The organism is Serinicoccus kebangsaanensis (assembly GCF_008919445.1).
GTDB classification, from domain to species: domain Bacteria; phylum Actinomycetota; class Actinomycetes; order Actinomycetales; family Dermatophilaceae; genus Ornithinicoccus; species Ornithinicoccus kebangsaanensis.
Map to the genome: position 1 here is coordinate 65,454 of NZ_VSLG01000007.1, position 24,280 is coordinate 89,733.

The 24,280-nt window shown below is 72.7% G+C and carries 26 protein-coding genes; 8 read left to right on the forward strand and 18 right to left on the reverse strand.

The annotated features are described in order from the left end of the window. Positions 1–168 precede the first annotated feature (168 nt). The 16 genes from hemL to FXF60_RS09395 form a co-directional block, all read right to left on the reverse strand. On the reverse strand, positions 169–1,491 hold the full coding sequence (gene hemL / locus FXF60_RS09320; RefSeq protein ID WP_151525695.1) for a glutamate-1-semialdehyde 2,1-aminomutase: 1,323 nt from the start codon (positions 1,489–1,491) through the stop codon (positions 169–171). 45 nt (positions 1,492–1,536) lie between these two features. After that, positions 1,537–2,010 carry a MarR family winged helix-turn-helix transcriptional regulator gene (locus FXF60_RS09325; RefSeq protein ID WP_151525696.1) on the reverse strand — a complete coding sequence of 158 codons (474 nt, stop codon included), beginning with the start codon at positions 2,008–2,010 and terminating at the stop codon, positions 1,537–1,539. A 4-nt stretch (positions 2,011–2,014) separates the two neighbouring features. Beyond that, positions 2,015–3,007 carry a porphobilinogen synthase gene (gene hemB, locus FXF60_RS09330; RefSeq protein WP_151525697.1) on the reverse strand — a complete coding sequence of 331 codons (993 nt, stop codon included), beginning with the start codon at positions 3,005–3,007 and terminating at the stop codon, positions 2,015–2,017. Beyond that, positions 3,004–4,644 (reverse strand): bifunctional uroporphyrinogen-III C-methyltransferase/uroporphyrinogen-III synthase, encoded by a 1,641-nt coding sequence (locus FXF60_RS09335; RefSeq protein WP_151525698.1) that lies wholly within the window; start codon positions 4,642–4,644, stop codon positions 3,004–3,006. The genes hemB and FXF60_RS09335 overlap by 4 nt, the downstream gene beginning before the upstream one ends. Next, positions 4,641–5,639: a hydroxymethylbilane synthase gene (gene hemC / locus FXF60_RS09340; protein WP_151525699.1), complete on the reverse strand. Its 999-nt coding sequence runs from the start codon at positions 5,637–5,639 to the stop codon at positions 4,641–4,643. Before hemC ends, FXF60_RS09335 begins: the two co-directional genes overlap by 4 nt. After that, positions 5,632–6,999 (reverse strand): glutamyl-tRNA reductase, encoded by a 1,368-nt coding sequence (locus FXF60_RS09345; protein WP_151525700.1) that lies wholly within the window; start codon positions 6,997–6,999, stop codon positions 5,632–5,634. Before FXF60_RS09345 ends, hemC begins: the two co-directional genes overlap by 8 nt. Then, positions 6,996–7,661 carry a redox-sensing transcriptional repressor Rex gene (locus FXF60_RS09350; protein WP_151525701.1) on the reverse strand — a complete coding sequence of 222 codons (666 nt, stop codon included), beginning with the start codon at positions 7,659–7,661 and terminating at the stop codon, positions 6,996–6,998. The genes FXF60_RS09345 and FXF60_RS09350 overlap by 4 nt, the downstream gene beginning before the upstream one ends. Before the next feature lie 143 nt (positions 7,662–7,804). Then, positions 7,805–8,095: a glutaredoxin family protein gene (locus tag FXF60_RS09355; RefSeq protein ID WP_151525702.1), complete on the reverse strand. Its 291-nt coding sequence runs from the start codon at positions 8,093–8,095 to the stop codon at positions 7,805–7,807. Positions 8,096–8,179: 84 nt separating this feature from the next. Beyond that, positions 8,180–8,278, reverse strand: coding sequence for a 30S ribosomal protein bS22 (locus FXF60_RS09360; protein WP_003792170.1), 99 nt, complete (start codon positions 8,276–8,278; stop codon positions 8,180–8,182). A 145-nt stretch (positions 8,279–8,423) separates the two neighbouring features. Then, complete coding sequence (locus FXF60_RS09365; protein WP_028131110.1) at positions 8,424–8,624, reverse strand: helix-turn-helix domain-containing protein; 201 nt, start codon at positions 8,622–8,624, stop codon at positions 8,424–8,426. 214 nt (positions 8,625–8,838) lie between these two features. Beyond that, positions 8,839–10,026: an acetoin utilization protein AcuC gene (locus tag FXF60_RS09370; RefSeq protein ID WP_151525703.1), complete on the reverse strand. Its 1,188-nt coding sequence runs from the start codon at positions 10,024–10,026 to the stop codon at positions 8,839–8,841. A gap of 25 nt (positions 10,027–10,051) precedes the next feature. Further along, entirely contained in the window at positions 10,052–10,591 is a 540-nt protein-coding gene (locus tag FXF60_RS09375) for a GNAT family N-acetyltransferase (RefSeq protein ID WP_151525704.1), read from the reverse strand. Positions 10,592–10,667: 76 nt separating this feature from the next. Continuing rightward, a complete protein-coding gene (proC, locus tag FXF60_RS09380) occupies positions 10,668–11,471 on the reverse strand; it encodes a pyrroline-5-carboxylate reductase (protein ID WP_151525705.1) in 804 nt (267 codons plus the stop codon). 4 nt (positions 11,472–11,475) lie between these two features. Continuing rightward, a complete protein-coding gene (locus tag FXF60_RS09385; protein WP_151525706.1) occupies positions 11,476–12,441 on the reverse strand; it encodes a proline dehydrogenase family protein in 966 nt (321 codons plus the stop codon). A 32-nt stretch (positions 12,442–12,473) separates the two neighbouring features. Further along, positions 12,474–13,289: a sugar phosphate isomerase/epimerase family protein gene (locus tag FXF60_RS09390; RefSeq protein ID WP_151525707.1), complete on the reverse strand. Its 816-nt coding sequence runs from the start codon at positions 13,287–13,289 to the stop codon at positions 12,474–12,476. Further along, positions 13,286–14,212: a Ppx/GppA family phosphatase gene (locus FXF60_RS09395; RefSeq protein ID WP_151525768.1), complete on the reverse strand. Its 927-nt coding sequence runs from the start codon at positions 14,210–14,212 to the stop codon at positions 13,286–13,288. Before FXF60_RS09395 ends, FXF60_RS09390 begins: the two co-directional genes overlap by 4 nt. Before the next feature lie 85 nt (positions 14,213–14,297). Here FXF60_RS09395 and radA point away from each other — a divergent pair, with 85 nt between their 5' ends. The 8 genes from radA to FXF60_RS09430 all read left to right on the forward strand — a co-directional run bounded on the left by radA (position 14,298) and on the right by FXF60_RS09430 (position 21,429). Beyond that, entirely contained in the window at positions 14,298–15,713 is a 1,416-nt protein-coding gene (gene radA, locus FXF60_RS09400; RefSeq protein ID WP_151525708.1) for a DNA repair protein RadA, read from the forward strand. Between the two features lie 105 nt (positions 15,714–15,818). Then, positions 15,819–16,901, forward strand: a complete 1,083-nt coding sequence (gene disA / locus FXF60_RS09405) for a DNA integrity scanning diadenylate cyclase DisA (RefSeq protein WP_151525769.1) — start codon at positions 15,819–15,821, stop codon at positions 16,899–16,901. Positions 16,902–16,922: 21 nt separating this feature from the next. Next, on the forward strand, positions 16,923–17,855 hold the full coding sequence (locus FXF60_RS09410) for an HhH-GPD family protein (RefSeq protein WP_151525709.1): 933 nt from the start codon (positions 16,923–16,925) through the stop codon (positions 17,853–17,855). Positions 17,856–17,924: 69 nt separating this feature from the next. Next, positions 17,925–18,443 carry a SigE family RNA polymerase sigma factor gene (locus FXF60_RS09415; RefSeq protein WP_151525710.1) on the forward strand — a complete coding sequence of 173 codons (519 nt, stop codon included), beginning with the start codon at positions 17,925–17,927 and terminating at the stop codon, positions 18,441–18,443. Next, positions 18,440–19,534, forward strand: coding sequence for a hypothetical protein (locus FXF60_RS09420; protein WP_151525711.1), 1,095 nt, complete (start codon positions 18,440–18,442; stop codon positions 19,532–19,534). The genes FXF60_RS09415 and FXF60_RS09420 overlap by 4 nt, the downstream gene beginning before the upstream one ends. After that, positions 19,527–20,048 (forward strand): DUF6153 family protein, encoded by a 522-nt coding sequence (locus FXF60_RS17035; protein ID WP_496559991.1) that lies wholly within the window; start codon positions 19,527–19,529, stop codon positions 20,046–20,048. The genes FXF60_RS09420 and FXF60_RS17035 overlap by 8 nt, the downstream gene beginning before the upstream one ends. A gap of 98 nt (positions 20,049–20,146) precedes the next feature. Then, complete coding sequence (locus tag FXF60_RS09425) at positions 20,147–20,734, forward strand: DUF305 domain-containing protein (protein ID WP_151525712.1); 588 nt, start codon at positions 20,147–20,149, stop codon at positions 20,732–20,734. 77 nt (positions 20,735–20,811) lie between these two features. Further along, positions 20,812–21,429, forward strand: coding sequence for a CueP family metal-binding protein (locus FXF60_RS09430; protein ID WP_151525713.1), 618 nt, complete (start codon positions 20,812–20,814; stop codon positions 21,427–21,429). A 56-nt stretch (positions 21,430–21,485) separates the two neighbouring features. Here FXF60_RS09430 and FXF60_RS09435 read toward each other — a convergent pair whose 3' ends face one another. Both FXF60_RS09435 and FXF60_RS16945 read right to left on the reverse strand, forming a co-directional pair. Further along, positions 21,486–22,763 carry a carboxylate--amine ligase gene (locus FXF60_RS09435; RefSeq protein WP_151525714.1) on the reverse strand — a complete coding sequence of 426 codons (1,278 nt, stop codon included), beginning with the start codon at positions 22,761–22,763 and terminating at the stop codon, positions 21,486–21,488. 49 nt (positions 22,764–22,812) lie between these two features. Continuing rightward, positions 22,813–23,982: a C40 family peptidase gene (locus FXF60_RS16945; RefSeq protein ID WP_302849025.1), complete on the reverse strand. Its 1,170-nt coding sequence runs from the start codon at positions 23,980–23,982 to the stop codon at positions 22,813–22,815. Positions 23,983–24,280 lie beyond the last annotated feature (298 nt).

Below are 24,280 nucleotides of genomic sequence, written 5' to 3' on the forward strand. Positions count from 1 at the left end.
CCACCGCGGTGGGGACGTGTCGCCAGGGGAACACCTACCCACCGCGGTGGGGACGTGTCGCCAGGGGAACACCTACCCACCGCGGTGGGGACGTGTCGCCAGGGGAACACCTACCGACCGCGGTGGGCATCAGTCGTCAGGGGAGCACCTCCCCACCGCGGTGGGTGGTCAGGCGATCTCGGCCGCGCTCTGCTCGATCGCCGCCACCGCGTGCTCCACCGCCTCGTCGTCGTGGGCCGCGGAGACGAACCACGCCTCGAAGCAGCTCGGGGGCAGGTGCACCCCCCGGCGGAGCATGGCGTGGAAGAAGCGGCCGAAGGTGGCGGCGTCCTGGTCCTTCGCGTCGGCGTAGGAGGTGACGGCACCCTCGCGGAAGAAGACGCTGAACATCGACCCCGCCCACTGGATCCGGTGCGGTATGCCGTGGGCCGTGAAGGCGTCGGTGACGGCGGCGGCGAGCGCCTCGCTGACCTCGTCCAGGCGTGCGTACACCTCGTCCGTGCAGCCCTGGAGCGTCGCCAGCCCGGCCGCCGCGGCGATCGGGTTCCCCGACAGCGTGCCCGCCTGGTAGACCGGACCCTCCGGGGCCAGCTGGGCCATCAGCTCGGCGCGGCCGCCGAACGCCGCGGCGGGGAAGCCACCACCCATGACCTTGCCGAAGGTGAAGAGGTCGGGCGCGCCGCCGGCCGGCTCGCCCTCCAGCCCGAACCAGCCGGACGGTGAGCAGCGGAACCCCGTCATCACCTCGTCGCTGACGAGCAGGGCGCCGTGCTCCGCGGTCACCCGGCGCAACGCGTCGGTGAAGCCGGGCGCCGGAGGCACCACCCCCATGTTGCCGGCCGCGGCCTCGGTGATCACCGCCGCGATCTCGCCGCCCCGCTCGGCGAAGGTCGCCTCCAGCGCGGCCTCGTCGTTGTAGGGGAGCACGATCGTCTCCCCCGCCGCGCTGGCGGGGACACCGGGGCTGTCGGGCAGGCCGAAGGTCGCGACCCCGGACCCGGCGGAGGCGAGCAGGGCGTCGACGTGCCCGTGGTAGCAGCCGGCGAACTTCACCACCACCGATCGGCCGGTGACCCCTCGGGCCAGCCGGATCGCGCTCATCGTCGCCTCCGTCCCGGAGCTGACCAGACGCACCTGCTCGACCGGATCCACCCGACGCACGATCTCCTCGGCCAGGAGGACCTCCCGCGCGGTGGGCATACCGAAGGAGAAGCCGTCGTCGGCCGCCGCGTCCACGGCCGCGCGCACGTCCGGGTGCCCGTGCCCCAGGATCATCGGCCCCCAGGAGCACACCAGGTCGAGGTAGCGGCGGCCGTCCGCGTCCCAGAGCCACGGCCCCTGCGCCCGCTCCATGAACCGCGGTGTGCCCCCGACCGACCGGAACGCCCGCACCGGTGAGTTCACCCCGCCCGGGATGACCTGCCTGGCCCGACCCAGCAGCTGGTCGGAGGCGGCGGCGTCGTCGGGGTAGGCAGGGTCAGGGATGCTCATGCGACCCAGCCTAGGTGCACCCCTGCGGTCGGCCGCGGGGCCCGGTCAGAGCGCGTCCGTCGCCTCGTCGTCGCGGTGCCGCGTCGCCAGGATCACCCGGCGCAGGGCGGCGCCGTGCTCGACCAGCTCCTCCCGGCTCAGGTGGTCCAGCAGGGCCTGCCGCACGCTCTCCACGTGCACCGGCGCGAGCCGCTCCAGCTCCTGCCGACCGGTCGCCGTCAGCTGGAGCACCACCCCACGTCGGTCCTGCGGGGTGCGCACCCGCTCCACCCAGCCGCGCTTCTCCAGCCGGGTGGCGGTGTGGCTGACCCGGCTGCGCGACTGCACCACCAGGTGCGCGAGCTCGGCCATCCGCATCCGCCCGCCAGGAGCCTCGGAGACCATGCTCATCAGCTCGTACTCCCCCAGCGAGACGCCGTAGGCGTCCAGCGCCTCCTCCATCACCAGGGTGATGAGGTGCGAGGCCCGCAGGATCGAGCGCCAGGCGCGCTGCTCCTCGTCGTCGAGCCAGCGGACCATCCCCTCACCCTCCCAGCAGCCGGGCGGCGGCGGTCGCGTAGTAGGTGAGCAGCACCTGCGCGCCGGCCCGGCGGATCGACGTCAATGTCTCCATCACCATACGGTCCCGGTCGAGCAGACCCTGGGAGGCGGCCGCCTCGATCATGGCGTACTCGCCACTGACCTGGTATGCCGCGACCGGCACGTCGGCGACGGCGGCCACGTCGGAGAGCACGTCGAGGTAGGGCAGCGCCGGCTTGACCATCACCAGGTCCGCCCCCTCCTCGAGGTCGAGGCGGAGCTCGCGCAGGCTCTCCGTGCGGTTCGCCGGGTCCTGCTGGTAGGTCTGGCGGTCCCCGACGAGGGTGGAGGCGACGGCCTCGCGGAACGGCCCGTAGAAGCCGCTGGCGTACTTGGCGGTGTAGGCGAGCACGGCGACGTCCTGGTGGCCCGCGGAGTCCAGGGCCTCGCGCACCACCCGGACCTGGCCGTCCATCATGCCGCTGGGCCCGACGACGTGCGCGCCGGCCTCGGCCTGGGCCACGGCCAGCTGCGCGTAGACCTCCAGGGTGGCGTCGTTGTCGACCCGCCCCGCCTGGTCGAGCACCCCGCAGTGGCCGTGGTCGGTGAACTCGTCGAGGCAGAGGTCGCTCATGAGCACGGTCTGGTCCCCGACCTCGTCGCGCAACGACCGCAGCGCGGCGTTGAGCACCCCGTCGGGCCGCAGCCCGACGCTCCCGGACGAGTCCTTGTCCTCGGCCCGCGGCACGCCGAAGACCATGACGCCACCGACCCCGGCGGCCACCGCGTCCCGCACCGCCCGGACCGCGCTGGAGGTCGTGTGCTGCACGACACCAGGCATCGACCCGATCGGCTGCGGTTCCGCGATCCCGTCCCGGACGAAGATCGGGAGGACCAGCTCGGCCGGGTGCAACCGCGTCTGGGCCACCAGGCGGCGCAGCGCGGGGGTGGTCCGCAGCCGACGCGGGCGCTCGTGCGGGCCGGTGCGGACCGTCACCGGCGCGACCGCGGGCGCCGCGGTGCCGGCTTGCGCTGGCTCGGGCGCACGAACTCCTCGTCGTCGGACCGCGCCTGCTCGGCCAGGCCGCGGGCGTGCTCGGCCAGGGCATCCACCAGGCTGGTCGAGCTGGGCTCGGGCGCCACCACGTCGACCCGCAGACCGTGCTCCTCGGCGGCCTTGGCGGTCGCCGGGCCGATGCAGGCGACCACCGTGTTGGGGTGCGGCTTGCCGGCGATGCCGACCAGGTTGCGGACGGTGGAGGAGGAGGTGAAGCAGACGGCGTCGAAGGCACCGCCCTTGATCGCCTCCCGCACCTCGGCGGCCGGGGGCGCGGCCCGGACCGTGCGGTATGCCGTCACGTCGTCCACCTCCCAGCCCATGTCCTGCAGGCCGGCCACCAGGGTGTCGGTGGCGATGTCCGCACGCGGCAGGAAGACCCGGTTGATCGGGTCGAGCACCTCGTCGAAGGGGGGCCAGGAGTCGAGCAGCCCGCGAGCGGACTGCTCGCCGTCGGGGACCAGGTCCGGCTCGAGGCCCCACTCCCGCAGGGCGTCGGCCGTGACCCCGCCGACGGCGGCCAGCTTCAGCCCCGCGAAGGCACGCGCGTCCAGCCCGAGCGCCTCGAACTTCTCACGCACCGCGCGCACGGCGTTGACCGACGTGAAGCCGATCCACTCGTAGCGCCCGGTGACCAGCCCCCGGACCGCCCGGTCCATCTGCTGGGGGGTGCGCGGAGGCTCGACGCTGATCGTCGGGACGACCGAGCCGGTGGCGCCGTAGCCGGCGATCCGGTCGGTCATCGGGCCGGACTGCTCCTTGGTCCGCGGCACCAGGATGGACCAGCCGAACAGCGGTTTCGACTCCCACCAGGACAGCTCGGCGCGCATCTGGACCGGGCGCCCGACGACGGCCACGGTGACCGCGGCCAGGGCCCCGGAGTCGTGCTCGAGGGCCTCGTGCAGGGTGGTGACCAGCGTCTCCTGGGCGTTGGTCGTGCCCTTCCCGGTGAGCGCGGTGGGGGTGTCGGCCTGCCGGCCGGCGTCCGCGAGCTGGCGCAGCGCGCGGTGGATGCGGTCGTGCTCCCCGAGCACCACGACGGTGACGTCCTCGGAGACCGAGTGCGACCAGTCCACCCCGGTGTCGGTCGCGCTGACGACGTGGACCTGGCCGCTGTGACCGTCCGGCAGCATCCCGGCGTAGGCGGGGATCGCCCAGGCGGCGCTGACGCCGGGCACGATCTCGAAGGCCACACCCGCGTCGTGGCAGGCGCGGGCCTCCTCGGCCATGGTGCTCCCGGAGGCGTCGTCCGCGATCAGGCGCACGACCAGGTGGGTGGCGTCGTCGAACTTCGAGGCCGTCCGGACGAGGAGCTTCGCCCGCGCCGCGGCGCTCAGTGCGGGGCCGTCCTCACCGCGCACGGTGCGCACGACCTCGACCTCGTCCCGGGCCCACGCGCGCACGTCCGCCTCGCTGTGGGCGGCGTCGACCACCACGACGTCGGCGATCGCCAGATAGTCCCGTGCCCGGACGGTCAGGAGCCCCGGGTCACCGGGGCCGGCGCCCACGAAGGCGACGCGCGCGGCGGCAGGCCCGGCGACAGGGGTCAGGTGGATAGGGGCGGCGTCAGTGCTCACAGGTCGGACTCCGGTGTGTGTGACCCGTGCACGGCCACGAGGCCGACCGGGTCGGGACGGTTCAACAGCAGCTCGGCCGCGCTCCGGCCGAGCTCGTCCGGCGCGTCGGTCGCGCCGGTCACCACGCGCCGCTGCGCCCTGTCCTCCAGGGCGGCGAACACGTGAAGGTTCATGGGGGCGGGCGCGTGCCCGCCGGGTGGGTCGTCCTCGCTGGGACGTTCGAGCAGGGCCAGGGCGCCGACCGGGGCGGTGCACCCCGCCTCGAGGCCGGCCAGGGCCGAGCGCTCGGCGGTCACGGCCGCCCGGGTGTCCGGATCGTCCAGGATCCCGGCCAGCTCCTCGGCGAGCGCCGCGTCCTCCGACCGGCACTCGACCGCCAGCGCCCCCTGGCCGGCGGCGGGGAGCATCACGTCGGCCTCGAGCGTCTCGGTCACCTCGTCGAGGCGTCCGAGCCGGGACAGACCTGCCCGGGCCAGCACGACACCGTCCAGGGCGCCGTCGCGGACCATCTGGATGCGGGAGTCCACGTTGCCGCGGATGTCCCTGACCTCCAGGTCGGGACGGACCAGCCGCAGCTGGGCCGCGCGGCGGGGGGAACCCGTGCCCAGCACCGCGCCGCCGGGCAGCGCGGCCAGCGTGAGGCCGTCGCGGGCGACGAGCACGTCCCGCGGGTCCTCGCGCTCGGGGACCGCGGCCACCACCAGCTCCGGAGAGGGGGCGGTGGGGAGATCCTTGAGCGAGTGCACCGCCAGGTCGATCCGGTCCTCCAGCAGGGCGCCGCGCAGGGCGGAGGCGAAGACCCCGGCCCCGCCGATCTCGGTGAGGCTCCGGGCCGAGGTGTCGCCCTCGGTGGTGACCAGGACGAGCTCGACCTGCAGGCCAGCGGCCCGCAGCCGGTCGGCCACCCAGCCGGACTGGCTCTGCGCCAGCGCGCTGCGGCGGGTGCCGAGACGCAGCGGCGGGCGGGCGGCGGGCACACCGGTGACGTCAGTCATCGTGGTGTCCCTCGGAGCGGGCCTCGGGTGCCGGGTCGACGACACCGAGGGGCGGGGTGGACAGCGCCGCGACCTCGCGGCTGTCCAGGTCGAAGAGCTCACGCAGCGCGTGCGCGTAGTCGGCGGGGACCTCGTCGTAGCCCGCGTGCAGCTGCTTGACCCGGGTGGTCGGCGTGTGCAGCAGCTTGTCGACGACCCGCTGCACGGTGTGCCGCACCTCGGACCGCTCGTCGTCCGGCAGGTGCGGGAGGCGCTGGTCCAGCCGCGCCATCTCGGCGTCGACCACCCTGCCGGCACTGGTCCGGAGCGCGGCCAGCGTGGGGCCGAGGCGAGCGGCGTGCCGCTCGGTGAGATATCCCGCGACCTCACCCGCGACCAGCCCACGGGCCGCGGTCACCGCGGCCGGCTCGGTGGCCTCCGCGTCGTCGGGCCGCGTCGCGTCCTGCAGCTCGGCGAGCCCCCACAGGTGCACGCCGCGCAGCCGCGCCACCTCGGGCGCGACGTCACGGGGCAGCGCCAGGTCCAGCAGCACGACAGGGGCGCCGCTGCGCCCGGCGGCGCTGCGGGCCTGCGCCAGGCCGGCCTCGTCCAGGACGTGGCCCACCGCGCCGGTGCAGGTGAGGACCAGGTCGGCGGACCCCACCGCACCGGACAGGTCGGACCACGGGGCGGTCCGCGCACCGTGCTGCGCCGCCAGTCGCCGCGCCCGCTCCGGGGTGCGGTTGACGACGACGACGTCCTCGACCCCCTCCCGCACCAGGGTCGCGACCGCCAGGCCCGACATGGCACCGGCGCCGACCACGACGGTCCGCGCTCCCGCGAGGTCGCCCAGCACGCCCCGGGCCTGCCCCAGGCCGAGCTCGACCAGGGACCGCGACACCTCGTCGATGGCCGTCTCCGCGTGGGCCCGTTTGCCGACCCGCAGCGCCTGCTGCACCAGCGGGTTGAGCGAGGGACCCAGGTGGCCGTTGCGCTGGGCCAGGGCCAGCGCGTCGCGGAGCTGGCCGAGCACCTGGCTCTCCCCGACGGCCATCGAGTCCAGCCCGCAGGCGAGCTCGAACAGGTGCGCCACCGCCCGGTCGTCGTAGTGCACGAAGAGGTGGTCGGTGAGCTGCTCCCGGGTCAACCCGCCGAGCTCCCCCAGGGCGGCGCCGATCTCCTCGAGGGCACCGTGGAAGGTGCCGGCCTCGACGACCACCTCGAGCCGGTTGCAGGTGGACAGGACCAGCACCTCGTGCACGTGGTCACCACCGTGCAGCCGGCTCGCGAAGCGCTGACCGGCGCGGACGTCCAGGCTGACCCGCTCGAGCAGGTCGATCGGGGCGGACCGGTGGGACAGACCCACCACCAGGACGCTCACGAGACCCCTTCCACACGCGCGTCCGAGACCGCGACCTCCCGCTGGTGCTGGTGGAAGGTGAGGATCTGCAGCTCGGTGGCGAGGTCCACCCGCCGCACGTCCACGTCCGGCGGGACCTGGAGCACGCCGGGGCTGAAGGTCAGGATCGACCGGACCCCGAGGCTCACCAAGACGTCGGCCACCTCCTGCGCCGCCTCGGGCGGGGTGGTGATGACGCCGACCGAGACCGGGCCGTCGGTGCGCAGCTCGCTCAGCGGCTGCACCGGCATACCCTCCACGACGCTGCCGACCACGGCCGGGTCGTTGTCGGCGAGGGCGACGACCTGGAAACCACGGGTCGCCAGGCCGTCGTAGCTGGCCAGCGCCGTGCCCAGGTTGCCCATGCCGACGATGACGACCGGCCAGTCACGGCTGAGCCCGAGCTCGGCGGACACCTGCTCGGCGAGCCGCACGACGTCGTAGCCCACGCCGCGGACACCGTAGGAGCCGAGGTAGGAGAGGTCCTTGCGCACCTGGGCCGAGCGCACCCCGGCCAGCTCCGCCAGCTCCTCGCTGGAGATCGACCCGCGACCCGCGTCGGCGAGCAGCGTCAGGGCCTGGAGATAGCCCGGGAGCCTGCCGACGGTGGCCTCTGGCACCCCGCGCCGGTTCGACTCGGCCATCACGGCGGCACCGGCTCCTTTCAGATGGGTGGCGCCGACGACGCAGGGGGCTTATATCAGACCCCCGCCGACCGGTCGGCGCGGACCCCCCAACTCTAGGCTCGCAACCCTCGTTCCTCCAAAACGGCCGGAGCCCCCCAGGCTCAACGTCGCCGCGCGGCACCCCGTCGCGCGGCGAGCGCCGCCCGCACCTCCCCGGCGTCGGTCCGCCACCTCGCCACGGCCTCACCGTCCATCAGGAGCACCGGGACCTCGGTCGACCAACGGGCGTGCTCCGCCTCGCTCATGGCGCCCGCGACGCGTTCGGCGTCGATGTCGCGCACGGTCACCTCGAGCCGCTGACCCTGCAGCACCTGCAGCATCTCGTCGCACAGGTGGCACCCGGGCCGGGACAGCATCTCCACCTGCGGCACATGCCTGCTCCACCACGGCATACCGGCTCCTCTCGGGGACGACGATGGCGCCCTCCCTACGGGGCGGGCGCCATGGTCAGGGCTTCGGCGGGATCGCCGAGCCGGTCACTTCTTGTTGCGACGCTGGTGACGCGTCTTGCGCAGCAGCTTGCGGTGCTTCTTCTTCGCCATCCGCTTGCGGCGCTTCTTGATCACAGAGCCCATGGGGCCATCCTTCGTCGTCGTCGGTCGTGGTCGTGCGCTGGCCGGCCCGGAAGCGGGCACGAGGCGCTGCACGGCCCGTCCACCCTAACGCGGGCGGCGGCGGGGGCCCAAAAGCGTCCTGGTCACGCAGGGCGCGGGCGCCCGGTCAGGCGGTGCCGTGGTAGGAGTCCTCGAGGTAGGCGTGCACGGCCTTCTCGGGGACCCGGAAGGACCTGCCGACCCGCACGGCCGGGAGCTCACCGGAGTGCACCAGTCGGTACACGGTCATCTTCGATACACGCATGACGGCAGCCACCTCGGCCACGGTCATGAACGTCATCTCTGCGAGCTGGCGCTCATCTGCCATAGGACGCATCCCGTCTCTTGAATATGTACAGGCAGCGCGCACGGCTTCCCCTCCGGCATGCGGCCTGCGTTGGTTGTCGGGCCAACGATAGGGGTACAAGTGGTGGTTGCGAAAGTCGTGGGACGAAAAAAGTCCAGTGCGACACGCGGGGTGTGACCAACGTGATGGTCGAGCCAGGATCGCTGCCGTGGGGCTGAAGTGGCGCTTTACCTGGTCAGTCGAGGTACGGGTCGAGGCCCCACCCCGGGAAGCACGCCCGCCGCGTGGCCATGATCGCGCCGTCCACCGGGTCGTCCAGGTCGTAGCCGTCGTCCCAGCGGCCGTACCGGATCTCCCGCCCGTCCCGGTCGCCCATGCGCCGCGGCGCCGGCGCGCCGTAGCTCTGCTCGACGTGCTGCTGCCAGGAGCCCGGCGTCTCCAGCAGCGGGTCGACCGGACGCCCGGTGACGACGCCGATGAGGTGGGTCCAGGCGCGCGGGACCACCTCGATGAGCTCGTAACCGCCGCCCCCCAGACTGACCCAGCGACCGCCGGCCAGGTCGTCGGCCAGCTCACGCACCCAGCCGTAGGCGACGGCCAGCGCGTCCATCGACACGGACAGGTGGGCCAGCGGGTCGGCGTAGTGGCAGTCGCAGCCGTGCTGGCTCACCACGATCTGCGGGTCGAACGCGCGGGCGAGGGTCGGCACGACGGCCTGGTATGCCCGCAGCCACCCCTCGTCCCCGGTGCCGGGAGGCAGCGCGATGTTGACCGCGGTGTCCGGCGCCTTCGGGCCACCGGTGTCCCCCGGGAAGCCGGTGCCGGGGAACAGCGCCCGACCGGTCTCGTGCACGGAGACCGTCATCACCCGGGGCTCGTTCCAGAAGCACCGCTCGACGCCGTCCCCGTGGTGGACGTCCAGGTCGAGGTAGAGCACCCGCTCGGCCCCGGAGTCCAGCAGGTGCTGGATCCCCACGGCGACGTCGTTGTAGACGCAGAAGCCGGAGGCCGTCTGGGGCATGGCGTGGTGCAGCCCCCCGGCGATGTTGCACGCGCGGTCGACCTCCCCCGTCCACACCGCCCGGCAGGCGTCGACCGTCGCGCCGACCGCGAGCGAGGTGGCCTCGTGCATACCGGCGAAGGCGGGGGTGTCCTCGGTGCCGACCCCGTGCCGTCCGGTGGCCGACCGCGGGTCGGCGGACACCGCGCGCACCGTCTCGACCAGGTCGCGGGTGTGGACCGACAGCAGCTCGGCCTCGGTCGCGGCCCTCGCCGGCCGGACCTGGACGTCGTCGTGGTCCAGCAGACCCAGGTCCCGGGACAGGCGGTGGGTGAGGTCGAGCCGGCTCGGGTGCATCGGGTGGCCGGGGCCGAAGTCGTAGGTGGAGTACCGCTCGTCCCACATCACCCAGGAGGACGTCATGGGCTCACGCTAGACCACGGTCGGCTCAGAGCGAGGTGGGCACCCCTGCGGCGTCACCCAGCGGATACACCATCATCATCTCCTCGGACTCCGCGTCCTCCTCGTCGACGCCGCGGATCCGCATGGGACGCCGGTCGTCGGTGGGGCGGAAGCCGAAGCTGGAGGCAAAGGCCACCGCGCGGCCGTTGTCCGTGCCCACCCAGTAGACGAGCTGCTTGAGGCCGACCTCACGGCCCACCTTGGCAGCCTTCTCGAGCAGCCGGCGGGCGACCCCGGTGCCTCGCCGCGAGGGCGCGACCCAGAGCCCGAAGAGCTCCCCCGCGCCGGGGATGTTGGTGCGGTGACCGGTGCCGACACTGACCACGCCGACGACCTCCTCGCCGTCCGCGGCGAGCACGCGACGCGACCGCTCCATCCGCTCCTGCCAGCGGGAGTCGGGGAAGGCGGCCTCCTCCTCGGCGGAGGCGACGAAGGCCTCGGGGGACTCACGCAGGGCACGCAGCCGGACGTCCTTGTAGGACGGCCACTCGTCCGGGTCGAGGACGCGTACGTGAATCTCGCTCATACTTCCTACTCTTTCACACGGGTCGCGCGTGCTGCACCGGCTCGGGTGAACAGTCGGTGACGCGGCACCGGTCTGCTCACTCCTCGCGAGGCGAGAGCTCGTGCGACCTCCTGGCGGCCGCCTCCATCGCGGTGAGGAAGGCGGCCCTGACCTTGTGGTCCTCCAGCGCCCGCAGTGCGGCGACGCTGGTGCCGCCCGGGCTCGAGACCTGCTCGCGCAAGACGGTCGGGTGGGTCCCGGTCTCGCGGATCATCGTGGCGGCACCATACAACGTCTGCACCACGAGCTCGGTGGACGTGTCCCTGGGCAGCCCGAGCAGCACCCCGGCCTCGATCATCGCCTCGACGACGTAGAAGATGTAGGACGGACCGCTGCCGCTGATGGCGGTCACGGCGTCCTGGTGGCTCTCGTCCAGGACCACGACCCGGCCGACGTGCCCCATCAGGGCGCGCGCCTGCTCCACGTGGTCGTCGGTGCAGTGCCGGCCCGGGCTCATCGCCGACATCCCCTGATCGACCAGGGCCGGGGTGTTCGGCATGACCCGCACCACCGAGGTCCCCTCGGGCAGCCGGCGCTCCAGGAAGTCGGTGGTGATCCCGGCCGCGATCGACACCACGAGGGTCTGCGGCCGGACGTGGTCGTGGATCTGCTGCACCAGCGCGGCCATGTCCTGCGGCTTGACCGCGAGCACCACCACCTCCGCGGACGCCACGGCAGCCTCCGGGTCGGCGTGCCGGGTGCCGTGCTGTCCGGCCACCTGCTCGGCCCGGGCCACCACCTTGTCGCTGAGGACCAGGTCCTCCGGCTGGTGCCCCGACCGGATGAGCGCTGCGGCGAGCGTCCCGCCCATGACCCCGGCTCCCAGCAGAGCGATCGTCATGGCCTCAGCCCTTGGTCGCCAGGCCGCGCAGGAAGAAGGACAGGTTGGCCGGCCGCTCGGCCATCCGACGCACCAGGTAGCCGTACCAGTCCTCGCCGTAGGGCAGGTAGACGCGCATCCGCGCACCGGCCCCCGCCAGCCGGCGCTGCTCGTCCGGGCGGATCCCGAGCAGCATCTGGAACTCGTAGGAGTCGCTCTCCCGCTGCGCCTTGTCCGCCAGGACCGTCGCGATCTCGACCAGCCGCGGGTCGTGCGTGGCGATCATCGGGTAGCCCTCGCCGCCGAGCAGGATCTTCAGGCAGCGGACGTAGGCCTTGTCGACGTCCTCCTTGTCCTGGAAGGCGACGGACTCGGGCTGCTTGTAGGCGCCCTTGCACAGCCGGATCCGGGACCCCTCGTGCGCGAGGTCCCGGCAGTCCTGCTCGGTCCGGTGCAGGTATGCCTGCAGCGCCACCCCCACCCAGGGCCAGTCCTGGCGCAGCTCGGCCAGCGCCGAGAGCGTGGGGTCGGTCGTCGTGTGGTCCTCCATGTCCAGGGTGACCGTCGTGCCCGCGTTGGCGGCCGCCTGGCAGATGGCCCGGGCGTTCTCCAGCGCGATCGCGTGGCCGTCGCGGCCCAGGAACTGGCCGAGGGCGGACAGCTTCAGGCTCACCTCGACGGCACCGTCCTGGGTGAGCCCCGACTCGGACAGCGCCGTGAGGAGCTCCAGGTAGGCGTCGCGCGTCGCGGCCGCCTGGGACGGGTCGAGCGTGTCCTCGCCGAGGTAGTCGATGGTCACCTGGCGCCGGGTGTCGACCAGCTCCCCCGCCACCCGCACCGCGTCCCGCGTGGCGTCCCCTGCGACGAAGCGCTTCACGACGTCGCGACTCACCGGGGCCTGCTCGATCACCTGACGCAGCGTGGTGTTGCGACTCATGCCGAGCAGGGTCTGGCGCATCAGGGCCGAGGGATTGAGGTCAGCGAGCTCCATGTCGCAAGGCTACGCCCGGACCACGCGGCGGCTCACGCCGGGCGGGCACCTGGTCGGTCGTGCTGTCCGAGGTGCTCACGGGCGAAGGCCAGCGACTCGGCGAGCGCCTCCTCACGCGCCTCGGGCTTCATCTTGCGCGTGCCGACCTCGAGGCTGACGACGCCGTGGAAGTCCGTCTCGACCAGGTGCTCCAGCACCTCCCGGCAGCGCTGGTTCCCCCGCCCGGGCACCAGGTGCTCGTCCTTGAACGAGCCGAAGGAGTCCCCGAGATGCACGTGCCGGATGCGCGGGCCCAGGTCGCGGGCCATCTGCAGGGCGTCCTCACCGGCGGTCGCGGCGTGGCTGATGTCGAAGGTGACGTCGGTGTAGGGGAACTCGCGCGGGTCCGGCCCCGGCAGGTAGGCCTGCATCGCGGAGGCGGACGACCCCGCGCGCCAGGGGAACATGTTCTCCACCGCGATCGGGACACCCCACCGCTCCTGCCGCTCGGCGACCCCCTCGACGAAGCCCTCGGCATACCCGCGCTGCCACCGGAACGGCGGGTGCACGACCACGCACTGGGCGTCGACCTCCACCGCGAGATCCAGCGCCCGCTCGATCTTGCCCCACGGCTCCCACCCCCACAGCCGCTGCGCCAGCAGCAGGGTCGGGGCGTGGATGGCACCGATCTCCAGCCCGTGCAGCCGGGCCAGCGCGCTCAGCGCCCCGCTCTCCTGGGTGACCGGGTCGGTCCAGACCATGATCTCGACGCCGTCGTAGCCCAGACGCTCCGCGAGGTCGAAGGCGTAGGCGGCGTTCTCGGGGTAGACCGAGGACGTCGACAGGTGGACCGGGATGCGCTCGCTCATCGACCGAGCCCGTCCAGGAAGCGCAGGATCAGCCCCTCGCGCAGCGCCCACGGGCTCACCGACAGCTCGTCGACGCCACTGAGCTCCAGCACCGCCTCCAGGACGAGGGCCCCGGCGGCCAGCTGTCGCGCCCGGGACGCCGAGACGCCGGGGAGCGCGGCACGCTCGGCCGCGGTCATCGTCAGCAGCCGGGGTGTGAGCTCGGCCAGGTCCTCGAACCGGAGCACGCGGGGGACGTAGAGGCCGTCCCCACGGGGTGCCGCACCGCAGGCCCGGGCCAGCGAGCGCACGGTCTTGCTGCTCCCCGCGACCAGCTGCGGCTCGCCGACCTTGGTCAGGGCCGGCTGGGCCGCGGCGATCTCGGACCGGATCCGCTTGCGCAGCGACCTGATCTCGGCCTGCCCCGGCGGGTCCTCGGTCAGCTCGCGGCTGAGCCGACCCGCGCCGAGCGGGAGCGAGATCGCGGCGTCCGGGTGCTCGTCCAGCCCCGCCGCCAGCTCCAGCGAGCCACCCCCGATGTCCACGTTGAGCAGCCGGCCCGCCGACCACCCGAACCAGCGACGCACCGCCAGGAAGGTGACGCGCGCCTCCTCCTCGCCGGGGAGGATGTCGAGGTCGACGCCCGAGGTCTCCCGGACCAGGCCGAGCACCTCCTCGGTGTTGCCCGCCTCGCGGATGGCGCTGGTCGCGAACGGCAGCAGCTCGGTCGCTCCCCTGCTCTCCGCGACCTCGACGCAGTCCGCCACGAAGCCGGCCAGCGTCCGCGCCCCCTCGGCGCTGATGTCCCCGTCCGGCGTCAGGTGCTCGGCCAGCCGCAGCCCGACCTTGTGCGAGTAGTCCGACATCGGGTGGCCACCGGGGTGTGCGTCGACGACGAGCAGGTGGACCGTGTTCGATCCCACGTCGATGACACCGAGGCGCATGGCGGCCATGATGCCCTACCGTCCTGTCCCCGACCTCGGCAGTGGGGGCCCACGGTCTGTCCGCCGGCCCGCCTACGCTGGCCACGTGGCAAAGGCGAGCAGAGCGGCATACCGCTGCACGGAGTGCGGCTGGCAGGGGATCAAGTGGGTGGGTCGCTGCCCCGAGTGCCAGGCGTGGGGCACGGTCTCGGAGGTCGGGTCCCGCACGGGGGTGCGCACCAGCGCGGTCTCCCCGAGCCGCCCGGCGGTGCCGATCGAGGCGGTCGACGCGGAGGCCGCGCAGGCGCGCCGGACCGGGGTCGCCGAGTTCGACCGGGTGCTGGGCGGCGGCATCGTGCCGGGTGCCGTCGTGCTCATGGCCGGGGAGCCCGGGATCGGCAAGTCGACGCTGGCCCTCGACGTCGCCGCCCGCGCGGCCCGCGAGGGCAGCTCGGTGCTCTACGTCTCCGGGGAGGAGTCCGCGGCCCAGGTGAAGCTGCGCGCCGAGCGCATCGGCGCGGTGGCCGACACCCTCTTCCTCGCCGCCGAGACCGACCTGGCGACGATCCTGGGACAGGTCGAGCAGACCGACCCCGACCTGCTGGTGGTCGACTCGGTCCAGACCGTCGCGAGCGCGGACGTCGAGGGTGCGCCCGGCAACGTGAGCCAGGTGCGCGAGGTGGCGGCGGCGCTGATCCAGGCGGCCAAGACCCGGGGGACGTCGGCGATCCTCATCGGCCACGTCACCAAGGACGGCGGCATCGCCGGGCCGCGGCTGCTGGAGCACCTGGTGGACGTCGTGGTGGGCTTCGAGGGCGAGCAGCACAGCCGGCTCCGCCTGGTGCGCGCGGTGAAGAACCGCTTCGGCCCGACCGACGAGGTCGGCTGCTTCGACCTGGGTGACTCCGGCATCACCGGTCTCGCGGACCCGAGCGGCTTGTTCCTGTCGAGCCGGGACCGCCCCGTCCCCGGCACCTGCGTCACGGTGACGCTCGAGGGCCGTCGGCCCTTGGTCGCCGAGGTGCAGGCCCTGGTCAGCGAGGCCGTCGGCGGCTCGGCGCGGCGGACCACCAGCGGGATCGACCCGTCCCGGCTGGCGATGGTGCTGGCCGTGCTCGGCCAGCGCGGTGGCGTGCCGCTGGCCAGGGACGACTGCTACGCCGCGACCGTGGGAGGGGTCCGGCTGTCCGAGCCGGCCGCCGACCTGGCCCTGGCGCTCGCCCTCGCCAGCGCCAAGGCCGACCTCGCCCTGCCGGTGAGCACGATCGCGGTCGGCGAGGTCGGCCTGTCCGGCGATCTCCGCCCGGTCACCGGCGCCCCGCGCCGGTTGGCCGAGGCGGCCCGCATCGGCTTCACCGAGGCGGTCATCCCGGTCGGCTCGCTCAGCGAGGGTCGCCCACCGGAGACGATGCGGGTGCACGAGGTCGCCACCCTGAGCGATGCCGTCGCGCTCGTCCTCGCCGCGGCCGGTGCGACCGCCCGCCAGGCGGGCGCCGGCGCCCCCCTGGTCAAGAATCCATAAAGATCCTCGGCCCGTCGCTGCGTGCGCTCCTGCGGCACCTATCATCGGCGGCAGCGGTCGCCGCGTGAGCAGTTCGGCGAGCAGGGACAGGTGAGGGAGACCAGGGTGTCGGAGCGCAACGACGACGAGCTGTTGCGCGCGACGCTGGGCGCCGTCGCCCCCGGCACGGACCTGCGGGACGGGCTGGAGCGCATCCTGCGCGGGCGCACCGGCGCGCTGATCGTCCTGGGCAGCGACCGGGTCGTGGACTCGATCAGCACCGGCGGCTTCGAGCTGGACGTGGAGTTCTCCGCCACCCGGCTGCGCGAACTGGCCAAGATGGACGGGGGGATCGTCCTGACCAGGGACGGCAGCCGGATCGTGCGCGCCGCCACCCAGCTGGCGCCGGACCGCACGATCGAGACCCGGGAGAGCGGGACCCGCCACCGCACCGCCGAACGGACCGCCAAGCAGACCGGCTTCCCGGTCATCTCGGTGAGCCAGTCGATGTCCATCATCGCGCTCTACGTCGGCCAGATCCGGCACGTCCTGGAGGACCGCGGGCAGCTGCAGGCCCAGGCCAACCAGGCGCTGCAGACCCTGGAGCGCTACCGCGCCCGCCTGGACGAGGTGGGGGCCAGCCTGTCGGCCCTGGAGATCGAGGACCTGGTGACCGTGCGCGACCTGGCCTCGGTCCTGCAACGGCTGGAGATGGTGCGCCGGATCAGCGCCGAGATCGAGCAGTACGTCGTCGAGCTGGGGGTGGACGGCCGGCTGATCGGCCTGCAGCTGGAGGAGATGACCGGCGGCATCGAGCGCGAGCGGGAGCTGGTCGTCCGCGACTACATCGGCGCCTCGGAGGCGGCGCGCGTGCCGGCCCAGGTGCAGGCCGCGCTGGCGGCGCTCGACAGCACCGAGCTGCTCGACCTGGCCGCCGTGGCCAGGTGCCTGGGGATCACCGTGGTCGGCGACGGCATGGACCACCAGCAGCTGAGCCCGTCCGGCTACCGCCTGCTGCACCGCATCCCGCGGCTGCCCGGGGCGATCGTCGACCGCCTCGTCACCCACTTCGGGAGCTTCCAGCAGCTGCTGTCGGCCGGGCTGGAGGACCTGATGCAGGTCGACGGGGTGGGCGAGGCACGCGCCCGCGCGGTCCGCGAGGGCCTGTCCCGACTGGCGGAGAGCTCGATCCTCGAGCGTTATGTCTGAGTGCGACCCACGACCCCGGGCGTGAGACGGCACGGCGGGGGCGGCCACGCCGAGGTCCTCCGGTCCAGGGTGCTCGAGTGGTATGCCGGGCACCAGCGGGACCTGCCGTGGCGCCGGCCGGACCGCACCCCGTGGGGGGTGCTGGTCTCGGAGGTGATGCTGCAGCAGACACCGGTGGCGCGCGTCCTGCCGGTGTGGGAACGCTGGATGGACTGGTGGCCCACCCCGAGCCTGCTGGCCGAGGTGCCGTCGGGCGTGGCCGTGCGGGAGTGGGGCAGGCTGGGGTACCCACGCCGCGCGCTGCGGCTCCACGCCGCCGCGACCGCGATCCGGGAGCACCACCGGGGTGAGGTGCCGGCGGACGAGGAAACGCTGCGGACGCTGCCCGGGATCGGTGACTACACGGCCGCCGCCGTCGCGGCCTTCGCGTTCGGTCGGAGGGCGACGGTGGTGGACACCAACGTCCGCCGGGTCCAGGCGCGCGCGGTCACCGGCACCGCGCTCCCCTCGCCGTCCCTCACCCGGGCGGAGGTCGACCTGGCCACCGGGCTGCTCCCGACCGACGACGGCGAGGCCGCGACGTGGAGCGTCGCGGTGATGGAGCTGGGCGCACTGGTCTGCACCGCCCGCGCGCCCCGCTGCGGTGAGTGCCCGGTGGCCGACCTGTGCGCGTGGCGGCTGGCCGGCTCACCGCCCTACACCGGCCCGACGCGACGGGGGCAGGCCTGGGCCGGCACGGACCGCCAGTGCCGGGGCACGCTCGTGCAGGTGCTGCGTGACGCCGGAGGACCGGTCCTCGGCACCGTCCTGCGGGCGGCCTGGCCCGCCGCGGGATCGGACGACACGGGCACGGAGGGCACGGCCCTGCAGCGCGACCGCTGCCTGGACGCCCTCGTGGCCGAGGGCCTGGTCGAGCCGCTGCCCGGCGACCGCTTCCGCCTCCCCGGCACCTAGCCCGAGCGCCAGGCAACCTTTGCCGGGGTCGGTCCGGTAGGGGCAGGTGAGGAACCGAGGAGGTATGCCGTGGGAGCACGCCGCAGGCGTGAGCGCGACGAGGAGTTCACCGACTTCGTGGAGCAGGCCAGCCCCGAGCTCCTGCGGGTCGGCTGGTTCCTGACGGGCGAGGTCCACGCCGCCCAGGACCTGGTCCAGTCCGCCCTGCTGCGCACCTACCGGCGCTGGCACCGGATCGACCCGCCCCGGGCGGTCGCCTACACCCGCACGGTCATGGTCAACCAGTCCCGCGACGACTGGCGCCGGCGCGGGGCGGGACGGGTGAGCGCCCGGCCGGACGCCGGCGAGCACCAGCCCGCGACACCGGACCACGCCACCACCACCGCCGAGCAGGACCGGGTCGTGCGGCTGCTGCGCCGCCTGCCACCGCAGCAGCGCGCCGTCGTGGTGCTGCGCTACTACTGCGACCTGTCGGAGCGCGACTGCGCCGACGAGCTGGGCATCAGCACCGGGGCCGTCAAGAGTGCGGCCTCACGGGGACTCGCCCGGCTGCGCGAGCACCTGACCCACGAGGAGGTCACGTCATGAGCATCGACATCGAGGAGCAGGTGCGCCGCGAGCTCGCCACCTCTCCCACCCCGCCAGGACTGCAGCTCGAGGCCGCGACGACGACCCGGGCGGCCGCACGCGCATACCGACGGCGCAGGGCGGTCCAGGTCGTCGCGGCGGGTGCGGCGGTGCTGCTCGTGCCGGCGACCCTGGCCTGGGCGGCGGGCGACCTGCCGGACCCCACCGCCCGCGTGCTGCCGGCCTCCCCCTGGACCTGTCCGGTGAGCGGGTGGCACAGCGAGCCGGTCGTCGACGTGGACGAGCTCGCAGGCGTGAGCATCCCCCTGTCCACCGGGGACCATGTGATCGCCGGGCTGGCCACCGGGTGCCCCTTCGACGCGCTCGTCATGGCCCTCTCCTCCGATGGAACCGCCGAGGACCCCACCCGGCTGCGGACCCGGCTGCTGATCGAGCGGGACGCCGGCACCGAGCACCAGGGAGCCGGCTTCGTCGACCTCCCCTCGGACGACGGCCAGGCGCTGGGCCTGGTACTGCCGCGAGCCTCCGACGACCTGATGCTCATCGGCCCGGGCGAGGTCCGCACCCCCGCCGTGGACCCGCGGCCGGTGCCCGGCACCGGGTTGGAGGCCGCCGCGATCGAGGGCGCGACGATGGCGGACCGGCCGCTGGCGCTGCTGCGCCGCGGCGGCGACGGGCTGCTGCGGACCGACTGGCTCGACGTCGGGTCACCGGCTCCTCGGGCCTGGAGCGGGGAGGACCCCTACCTCACCGACACCTGGGTGGCGCAGGACGCCCAGGGCCAGCAGTGGGTGATGCACGGCGGCGAGGTCCGCGGACCGTTCGCGCCCTCGTCGTCGCCCCGCGGCTTCCTCTTCGAGCACGGCGACCCCTCGTCCGTCGACCTCGTGGTCCTCACCCCGGGCCCGGGGGAGCTGGTCGTGGACGGGGTGTCGACCGACCCGTGGGAGCAGCTCGCCACCGACGACACCACCGCGACCGAGCTGACCGTGACGACGACGCGCCTCCACCTGGACGAGCTGGTCGCGCTCGAGGTCAGCTGGCTTCCGGAAGGGCACAGTGAGCTCCGCCGCGTGTCCTTGGATGACTGACGGTGATGTCGGTGTCAGATACTTGGGACGTCGCCCACAGGACGCCGGTACAGTGCTCCGTGTGAATCGGTTGGCCAGAGCATCAGGTCGGCCAGAGCGCCGACGGCTGTTCTCATGGGTGTTTCTGAGCCGGTGGCTCACGGCCGCGGTCATCATCGGGCTGCTGGCCATGCACACACTGAACCTCCACAGCGATGCCTCCCCCAACGTCACGAGCCCCCTCACCACGTCCGCCCCAGGAATGGCCGACGGTCACGTCGAACTCGCGCCGCTGGACGACACCGGTGAGGATGGCTCGCCCGTCGCCAACTGTCACCACTGCGACCCCCTCGATCACGCAGCCGTGGCGATGGCATGCGTTCTGGCGCTCGCCCTGGTCCTCCTCGTTCTCGCACCGCCACGTCGCCCTCTCTTGCCGCTGACGCTGCAGTCCGCCCTACCCCGCATCCATGCCCTGCGCAGGGTGATCTCCCCAGCGCCGTCGTTGCACGTTCTCTGCATCAGTCGTACGTAAGAAGTCGACGAACGCGGACGTTGCCCGCGTTCCGAAGCCTTCCGCGGTGCTCCCGTAGCAACCGCGCCCAACCCATACGACCTTGCACTAGGAGAACTATGACCTTCCGGACCGCGGCCACTGCCGTGATCACACTCTCTGCCGTCCTGACGGTGGGGGCCTGCACAGGTTCCAGCGAGGAGAGCACCACGCCGAGCGTGGACACCTCGTCTGAGACATCCGCCGACTTCAACGAGGCCGACGTCATGTTCGCTTCGATGATGATCGTGCACCACGAGCAGGCCATCGAGATGAGCGACATCGTCCTCAACCAGGAGGGCGTCGACCCCCGGGTCACCAGCCTTGCCGAGGACATCAAGGCTGCACAGACGCCTGAGATCGAGCAGCTGCGATCCTGGCTCGAAGCGTGGGGCGTCGGCCCCGGAGAGCTGCAGATGGACGACATGGGCCACGGTGGCGGGATGATGAGCGAGGATGAGCTCACAGCGCTCGAGGAAGCCGACGGACCCGAGGCGACGCACCTGTTCCTGGAACAGATGATCGTGCACCACGAGGGCGCGGTCGACATGGCAGAGACCCAGGTCGACCAAGGCAGCAACCCTGACGCGATAGAACTGGCACAGACCATCATCGACGCGCAGACGGCAGAGATCGAGGAGATGCGAGGGTTGCTCGCTTCCTCCTGACCACCCTGCACGCTCGGTGTCGGGGCGGGGCGGAGCTCGCCCCGACACCGAGCGTCACCCCTCTGACTGGAGAACCTATGCCCTTTGTCCGTCCCCTGATACGACGACCGTTCTGTGCTGCCGGTGTCCTGGCCATCGGTCTGGTGCTCGCCGGATGCACGAGCACTGCGCCCGACCCGGGCCTCTCGCCGAACGATGAATCGCCGGCCACCGCTGAGCTGCTCAGCGCGCAGGGCCTGGGTGGCCTCGACGCCGCCGATGTCATAGAAAGGCTGGAGTCGACACCCGTCGACGACCGCCCGACAGACCTCTTGGCATCAGTGCAACCCCAGGCTCTGGTCCTCACCGACGACCGCGGACGCGAGGCCGAGCTACCACTCTCGGGGAATGATGTCTACGTCTCGGTGGCACCCTTCGTCAAGCAGACGCACGACTGCTACTACCACAGTCTCACCACATGCCTCGGTGAACTCCGCAGGACCGACGTCCAGGTCACCCTCGTTGACACGGCGGACGGCGACGTCCTCGTCGACGAGGCTCGCCAGACCTACGACAACGGCTTCGTCGGCCTCTGGGTCCCTCGCGGTATCGAGGCAACGCTCACGATGGAGCATGAAGGGTTGTCGGGGAGCACAACCATCTCGACGACGAGCGACGACGCCCCGACGTGCATCACCGATCTTCGGCTGTCCTGAGTGCGCCGTAGCGTGATCATCCGAAGGGAGCCCATCAGGGGCGGAGAGTGACCGGACTAGAAGCCGGAGGGCGAGGGCCGCCGGTAGAACTTCGCCAGCTTCCTCGTGTGGTTCAGGCGGTTGGCGGCGACGTAGCTGCGCCGCCGCCAGTTGCCGCGTTCGTAGAGCAGCGGGTGGACGACCCCGCGACGGGCCGCCCGCAGCACCGTGCGCCGCAGCGCCCCGTCCCGGACGTAGTACGGCAGCAGCAGCGGACTGACGATGCTGTAGAGGACCTCGTCGGTCCCGCGCACCGGGTCGCGCTCGACCCCGCGGATCACGTCGTCCACCACGGCACCGGCCAGGTCGGCACCCGCGGCGGTGGCGTAGAAGCTGTTGCGGCCCATCCGCGGGTTCACCTCCATGTAGTAGATCGTGCCCGTGCGAGGGTCGCGCTTGGCGTCGATGTTGGCGAAGCCCCAGTAGTCGACCTCCCCGAGGATGCGCTCGGCGGCGTCCATCAGCTCGTGCATCGGCGTCGTGATCATGGCGATGGGGTTGCCGAGGGTGGTGGGGTCGTGCTCGCCCAGCAGCACCTGGGCGGTGGCGCACGCGGTCATCCGACCGGACCGGTCGACGTAGCCCACGATGGACAGCTGGTGCGTGTCGTCGCCGGGAATGTGCTCCTGCACGAGGAAGTCCTGCCGGACCCCGCCCGCCTTCAGCGTCTGCACCAGCTCGTCCCACTCCTGCGGGGTCTGCAGGAACCACACCTTCTGCGCCCCGGGAAACTTCAGGTTCTCGAAATGGGCGCTGTTGGCCGGCTTGGCGACGACCGGGAAGGTCACCTCGATCGGCTCGGGGGTCCACCCCGGCTCGTCGGCGTCACCGAACCGCACCACCGTGGTCCGCGGGGTCGGCAGTCCCAGCCGCTCGCAGATCTGGGCGAACTGCTGCTTGTCGGCGATCTGCTCCAGCGTCTGCGGCGACATCCGGGGGAACTCGAAGTAGGCGCCGAGCTCGTCCGCGTGCTCGGCGACCAGCTCGGTGTGCGAGTCCAGGTTGCAGCCGAGCAGCAGCAGCACGTCGGGCTCGCGCTCCTTGAGGGCCCGACCCTCGTCCAGCAGCGTCTGCAGCAGGTCAGCCCGCCCGGTGCCCTCCCCGGACTCGACGACCCGCAGGATCCGGGAGTTCGCGACGGCACCGGTCCGCACCCGGGACACGAGCGTCGTCTGCACGCCGTGGCGCTCGTGGAGGGCGCGCGCCAGACCGTAGGTCCCGGCGTCGGTGCCGAGGAAGACGGGCCTGAATCTCACTCCGGCGGCAGGGGGGACCGGGGCGACATCCGCAGGCATACCGAGGATGCTACGTCACCCTCGGTATGCCTGGCGGGACCTCCGCGGCTCAGCCGACGCCGTCGACCTTGCCGTACCCGGAGACGCCGGGGAAGATCTTTCGGAGCTGCGTCGGAACGCCCGGGCGACCGGTGTCGTACATCATGCCGTCGCCGGCGTAGATGCCGACGTGATAGGCAGGCGACCCATGAAACACCAAGTCACCCGGCTGCGGGTTGCTGGTCGGCGTGGTGGCGGCCTGTTGCGTCGCCGCGGTGCGCGGCAGGGTGATCCCCACCTCGGCGAAGACGTAGGTCGTGTAGCCGGAGCAGTCGAAGCCCTCCTCTGGGCTGTTGCCGCCCCACTTGTAGGGCGTCCCCAGGTACTTGGCCGCCGTGTTGATGATGAGTTGCCGCGTCGGCGACGGTGCCGGGCTGGGCGCCGGTTCCGGCGCACCACCGCCGCCCGGTTCGTCCGCCGTGAGCACCGAGCCGGCCATGAACTGCGACCCAGACAGCTTGAGCCAGCCGTTGCTCGTCATGGTGCCGGTGACCCTCGTGCCCGCGGTCTTGCTGCCGACGACCGAGTAGGACGTCGACGGGCCGGAGCGGACGTTGGCGACCGTGGCGCTGACCCACCGGGTCACCTCTGTCGGCGACGGGTCGGGCTGCTCACCGCCGCCACCGCCGCCGGGGTTCGACCCGGTGAGGATGGTGCCGGAGATGTACTTGCCGCCACCGATGTTGAGCCAGCCGTTGCCGGTCCAGGTGCCGGTGACCTTGGTACCGCGGCGCATCGTCGTCACCACGGAGTGACCCAGACCCGGGCCGGAGCGGACGTTGCCCACCGAGGCCTCCATCCACTGGGTGACCCGCTCGGCGCCACCACCGCCACCACCGCCGCCGTCACCGCGGGTGAGGTTCCAGGCGGCGACGAAGCGGTTGTTGCCGATCTTGAGCCAGTTGTTGGACGTCAGGGTCCCGGTCAGCCGGGCACCGTCGCGGTAGCCACCGACGACCCGGTAGGAGGTGGACGGGCCGCTGCGCACGTTGACGCCCTTCGAGGTGTCGACGGTCATGGTGACGGTCGACGTCGGGGCCGGCGTCGGCAGGATCCGCGGTGTGGTCGGCGCGGCAGGCAGCATCGGCTGCTGCGGCAGCTGGGGCGTGGTGGACGGGGCGGCGTGGGCGGACGGCGCGAGCGAGACCACGGGGGCAGCCGCTGCGGTGACAGCGATCATGGCACGCGACAGGCGACGAGGGCTCAGGGTCATCAGTGATCCATCGGGGTTGGGGGCAGGACACAAGGACGTCCAACGACGGTTGGACCGGGTGCTTCTGGGACAGGCCCGCGAGCGAGCCAGGAGACATACAACCCACCTCTGAGACGCCGCGCAACCCCCCTGTGACCTGCATGAGTACGTTTCCCGGGGGCACGACAAGCCTGTAATTCGTGATGTTGGTCACACGCTCTCAGGGTTTTCGCAGGTCAGCCCGGATATGACACCGGTGTAGTTCGCTGACCTGCACTTTTCTCGC

What these genes read in the sequence shown, in the direction of transcription:
- hemL (WP_151525695.1), bottom strand. Translation starts at nt 1,491, where the DNA reads ATGAGCATCCCTGACCCTGCCTACCCCGACGACGCCGCCGCCTCCGAC.
- FXF60_RS09325 (WP_151525696.1), bottom strand. Translation starts at nt 2,010, where the DNA reads ATGGTCCGCTGGCTCGACGACGAGGAGCAGCGCGCCTGGCGCTCGATC.
- hemC (WP_151525699.1), bottom strand. Translation starts at nt 5,639, where the DNA reads ATGACTGACGTCACCGGTGTGCCCGCCGCCCGCCCGCCGCTGCGTCTC.
- FXF60_RS09350 (WP_151525701.1), bottom strand. Translation starts at nt 7,661, where the DNA reads ATGGCCGAGTCGAACCGGCGCGGGGTGCCAGAGGCCACCGTCGGCAGG.
- FXF60_RS09355 (WP_151525702.1), bottom strand. Translation starts at nt 8,095, where the DNA reads ATGCCGTGGTGGAGCAGGCATGTGCCGCAGGTGGAGATGCTGTCCCGG.
- FXF60_RS09360 (WP_003792170.1), bottom strand. Translation starts at nt 8,278, where the DNA reads ATGGGCTCTGTGATCAAGAAGCGCCGCAAGCGGATGGCGAAGAAGAAG.
- FXF60_RS09365 (WP_028131110.1), bottom strand. Translation starts at nt 8,624, where the DNA reads ATGGCAGATGAGCGCCAGCTCGCAGAGATGACGTTCATGACCGTGGCC.
- FXF60_RS09370 (WP_151525703.1), bottom strand. Translation starts at nt 10,026, where the DNA reads ATGACGTCCTCCTGGGTGATGTGGGACGAGCGGTACTCCACCTACGAC.
- FXF60_RS09375 (WP_151525704.1), bottom strand. Translation starts at nt 10,591, where the DNA reads ATGAGCGAGATTCACGTACGCGTCCTCGACCCGGACGAGTGGCCGTCC.
- proC (WP_151525705.1), bottom strand. Translation starts at nt 11,471, where the DNA reads ATGACGATCGCTCTGCTGGGAGCCGGGGTCATGGGCGGGACGCTCGCC.
- FXF60_RS09385 (WP_151525706.1), bottom strand. Translation starts at nt 12,441, where the DNA reads ATGGAGCTCGCTGACCTCAATCCCTCGGCCCTGATGCGCCAGACCCTG.
- FXF60_RS09390 (WP_151525707.1), bottom strand. Translation starts at nt 13,289, where the DNA reads ATGAGCGAGCGCATCCCGGTCCACCTGTCGACGTCCTCGGTCTACCCC.
- FXF60_RS09395 (WP_151525768.1), bottom strand. Translation starts at nt 14,212, where the DNA reads ATGCGCCTCGGTGTCATCGACGTGGGATCGAACACGGTCCACCTGCTC.
- FXF60_RS09420 (WP_151525711.1), top strand. Translation starts at nt 18,440, where the DNA reads ATGAGCATCGACATCGAGGAGCAGGTGCGCCGCGAGCTCGCCACCTCT.
- FXF60_RS17035 (WP_496559991.1), top strand. Translation starts at nt 19,527, where the DNA reads ATGACTGACGGTGATGTCGGTGTCAGATACTTGGGACGTCGCCCACAG.
- FXF60_RS09425 (WP_151525712.1), top strand. Translation starts at nt 20,147, where the DNA reads ATGACCTTCCGGACCGCGGCCACTGCCGTGATCACACTCTCTGCCGTC.
- FXF60_RS09430 (WP_151525713.1), top strand. Translation starts at nt 20,812, where the DNA reads ATGCCCTTTGTCCGTCCCCTGATACGACGACCGTTCTGTGCTGCCGGT.
- FXF60_RS09435 (WP_151525714.1), bottom strand. Translation starts at nt 22,763, where the DNA reads ATGCCTGCGGATGTCGCCCCGGTCCCCCCTGCCGCCGGAGTGAGATTC.
- FXF60_RS16945 (WP_302849025.1), bottom strand. Translation starts at nt 23,982, where the DNA reads ATGATCGCTGTCACCGCAGCGGCTGCCCCCGTGGTCTCGCTCGCGCCG.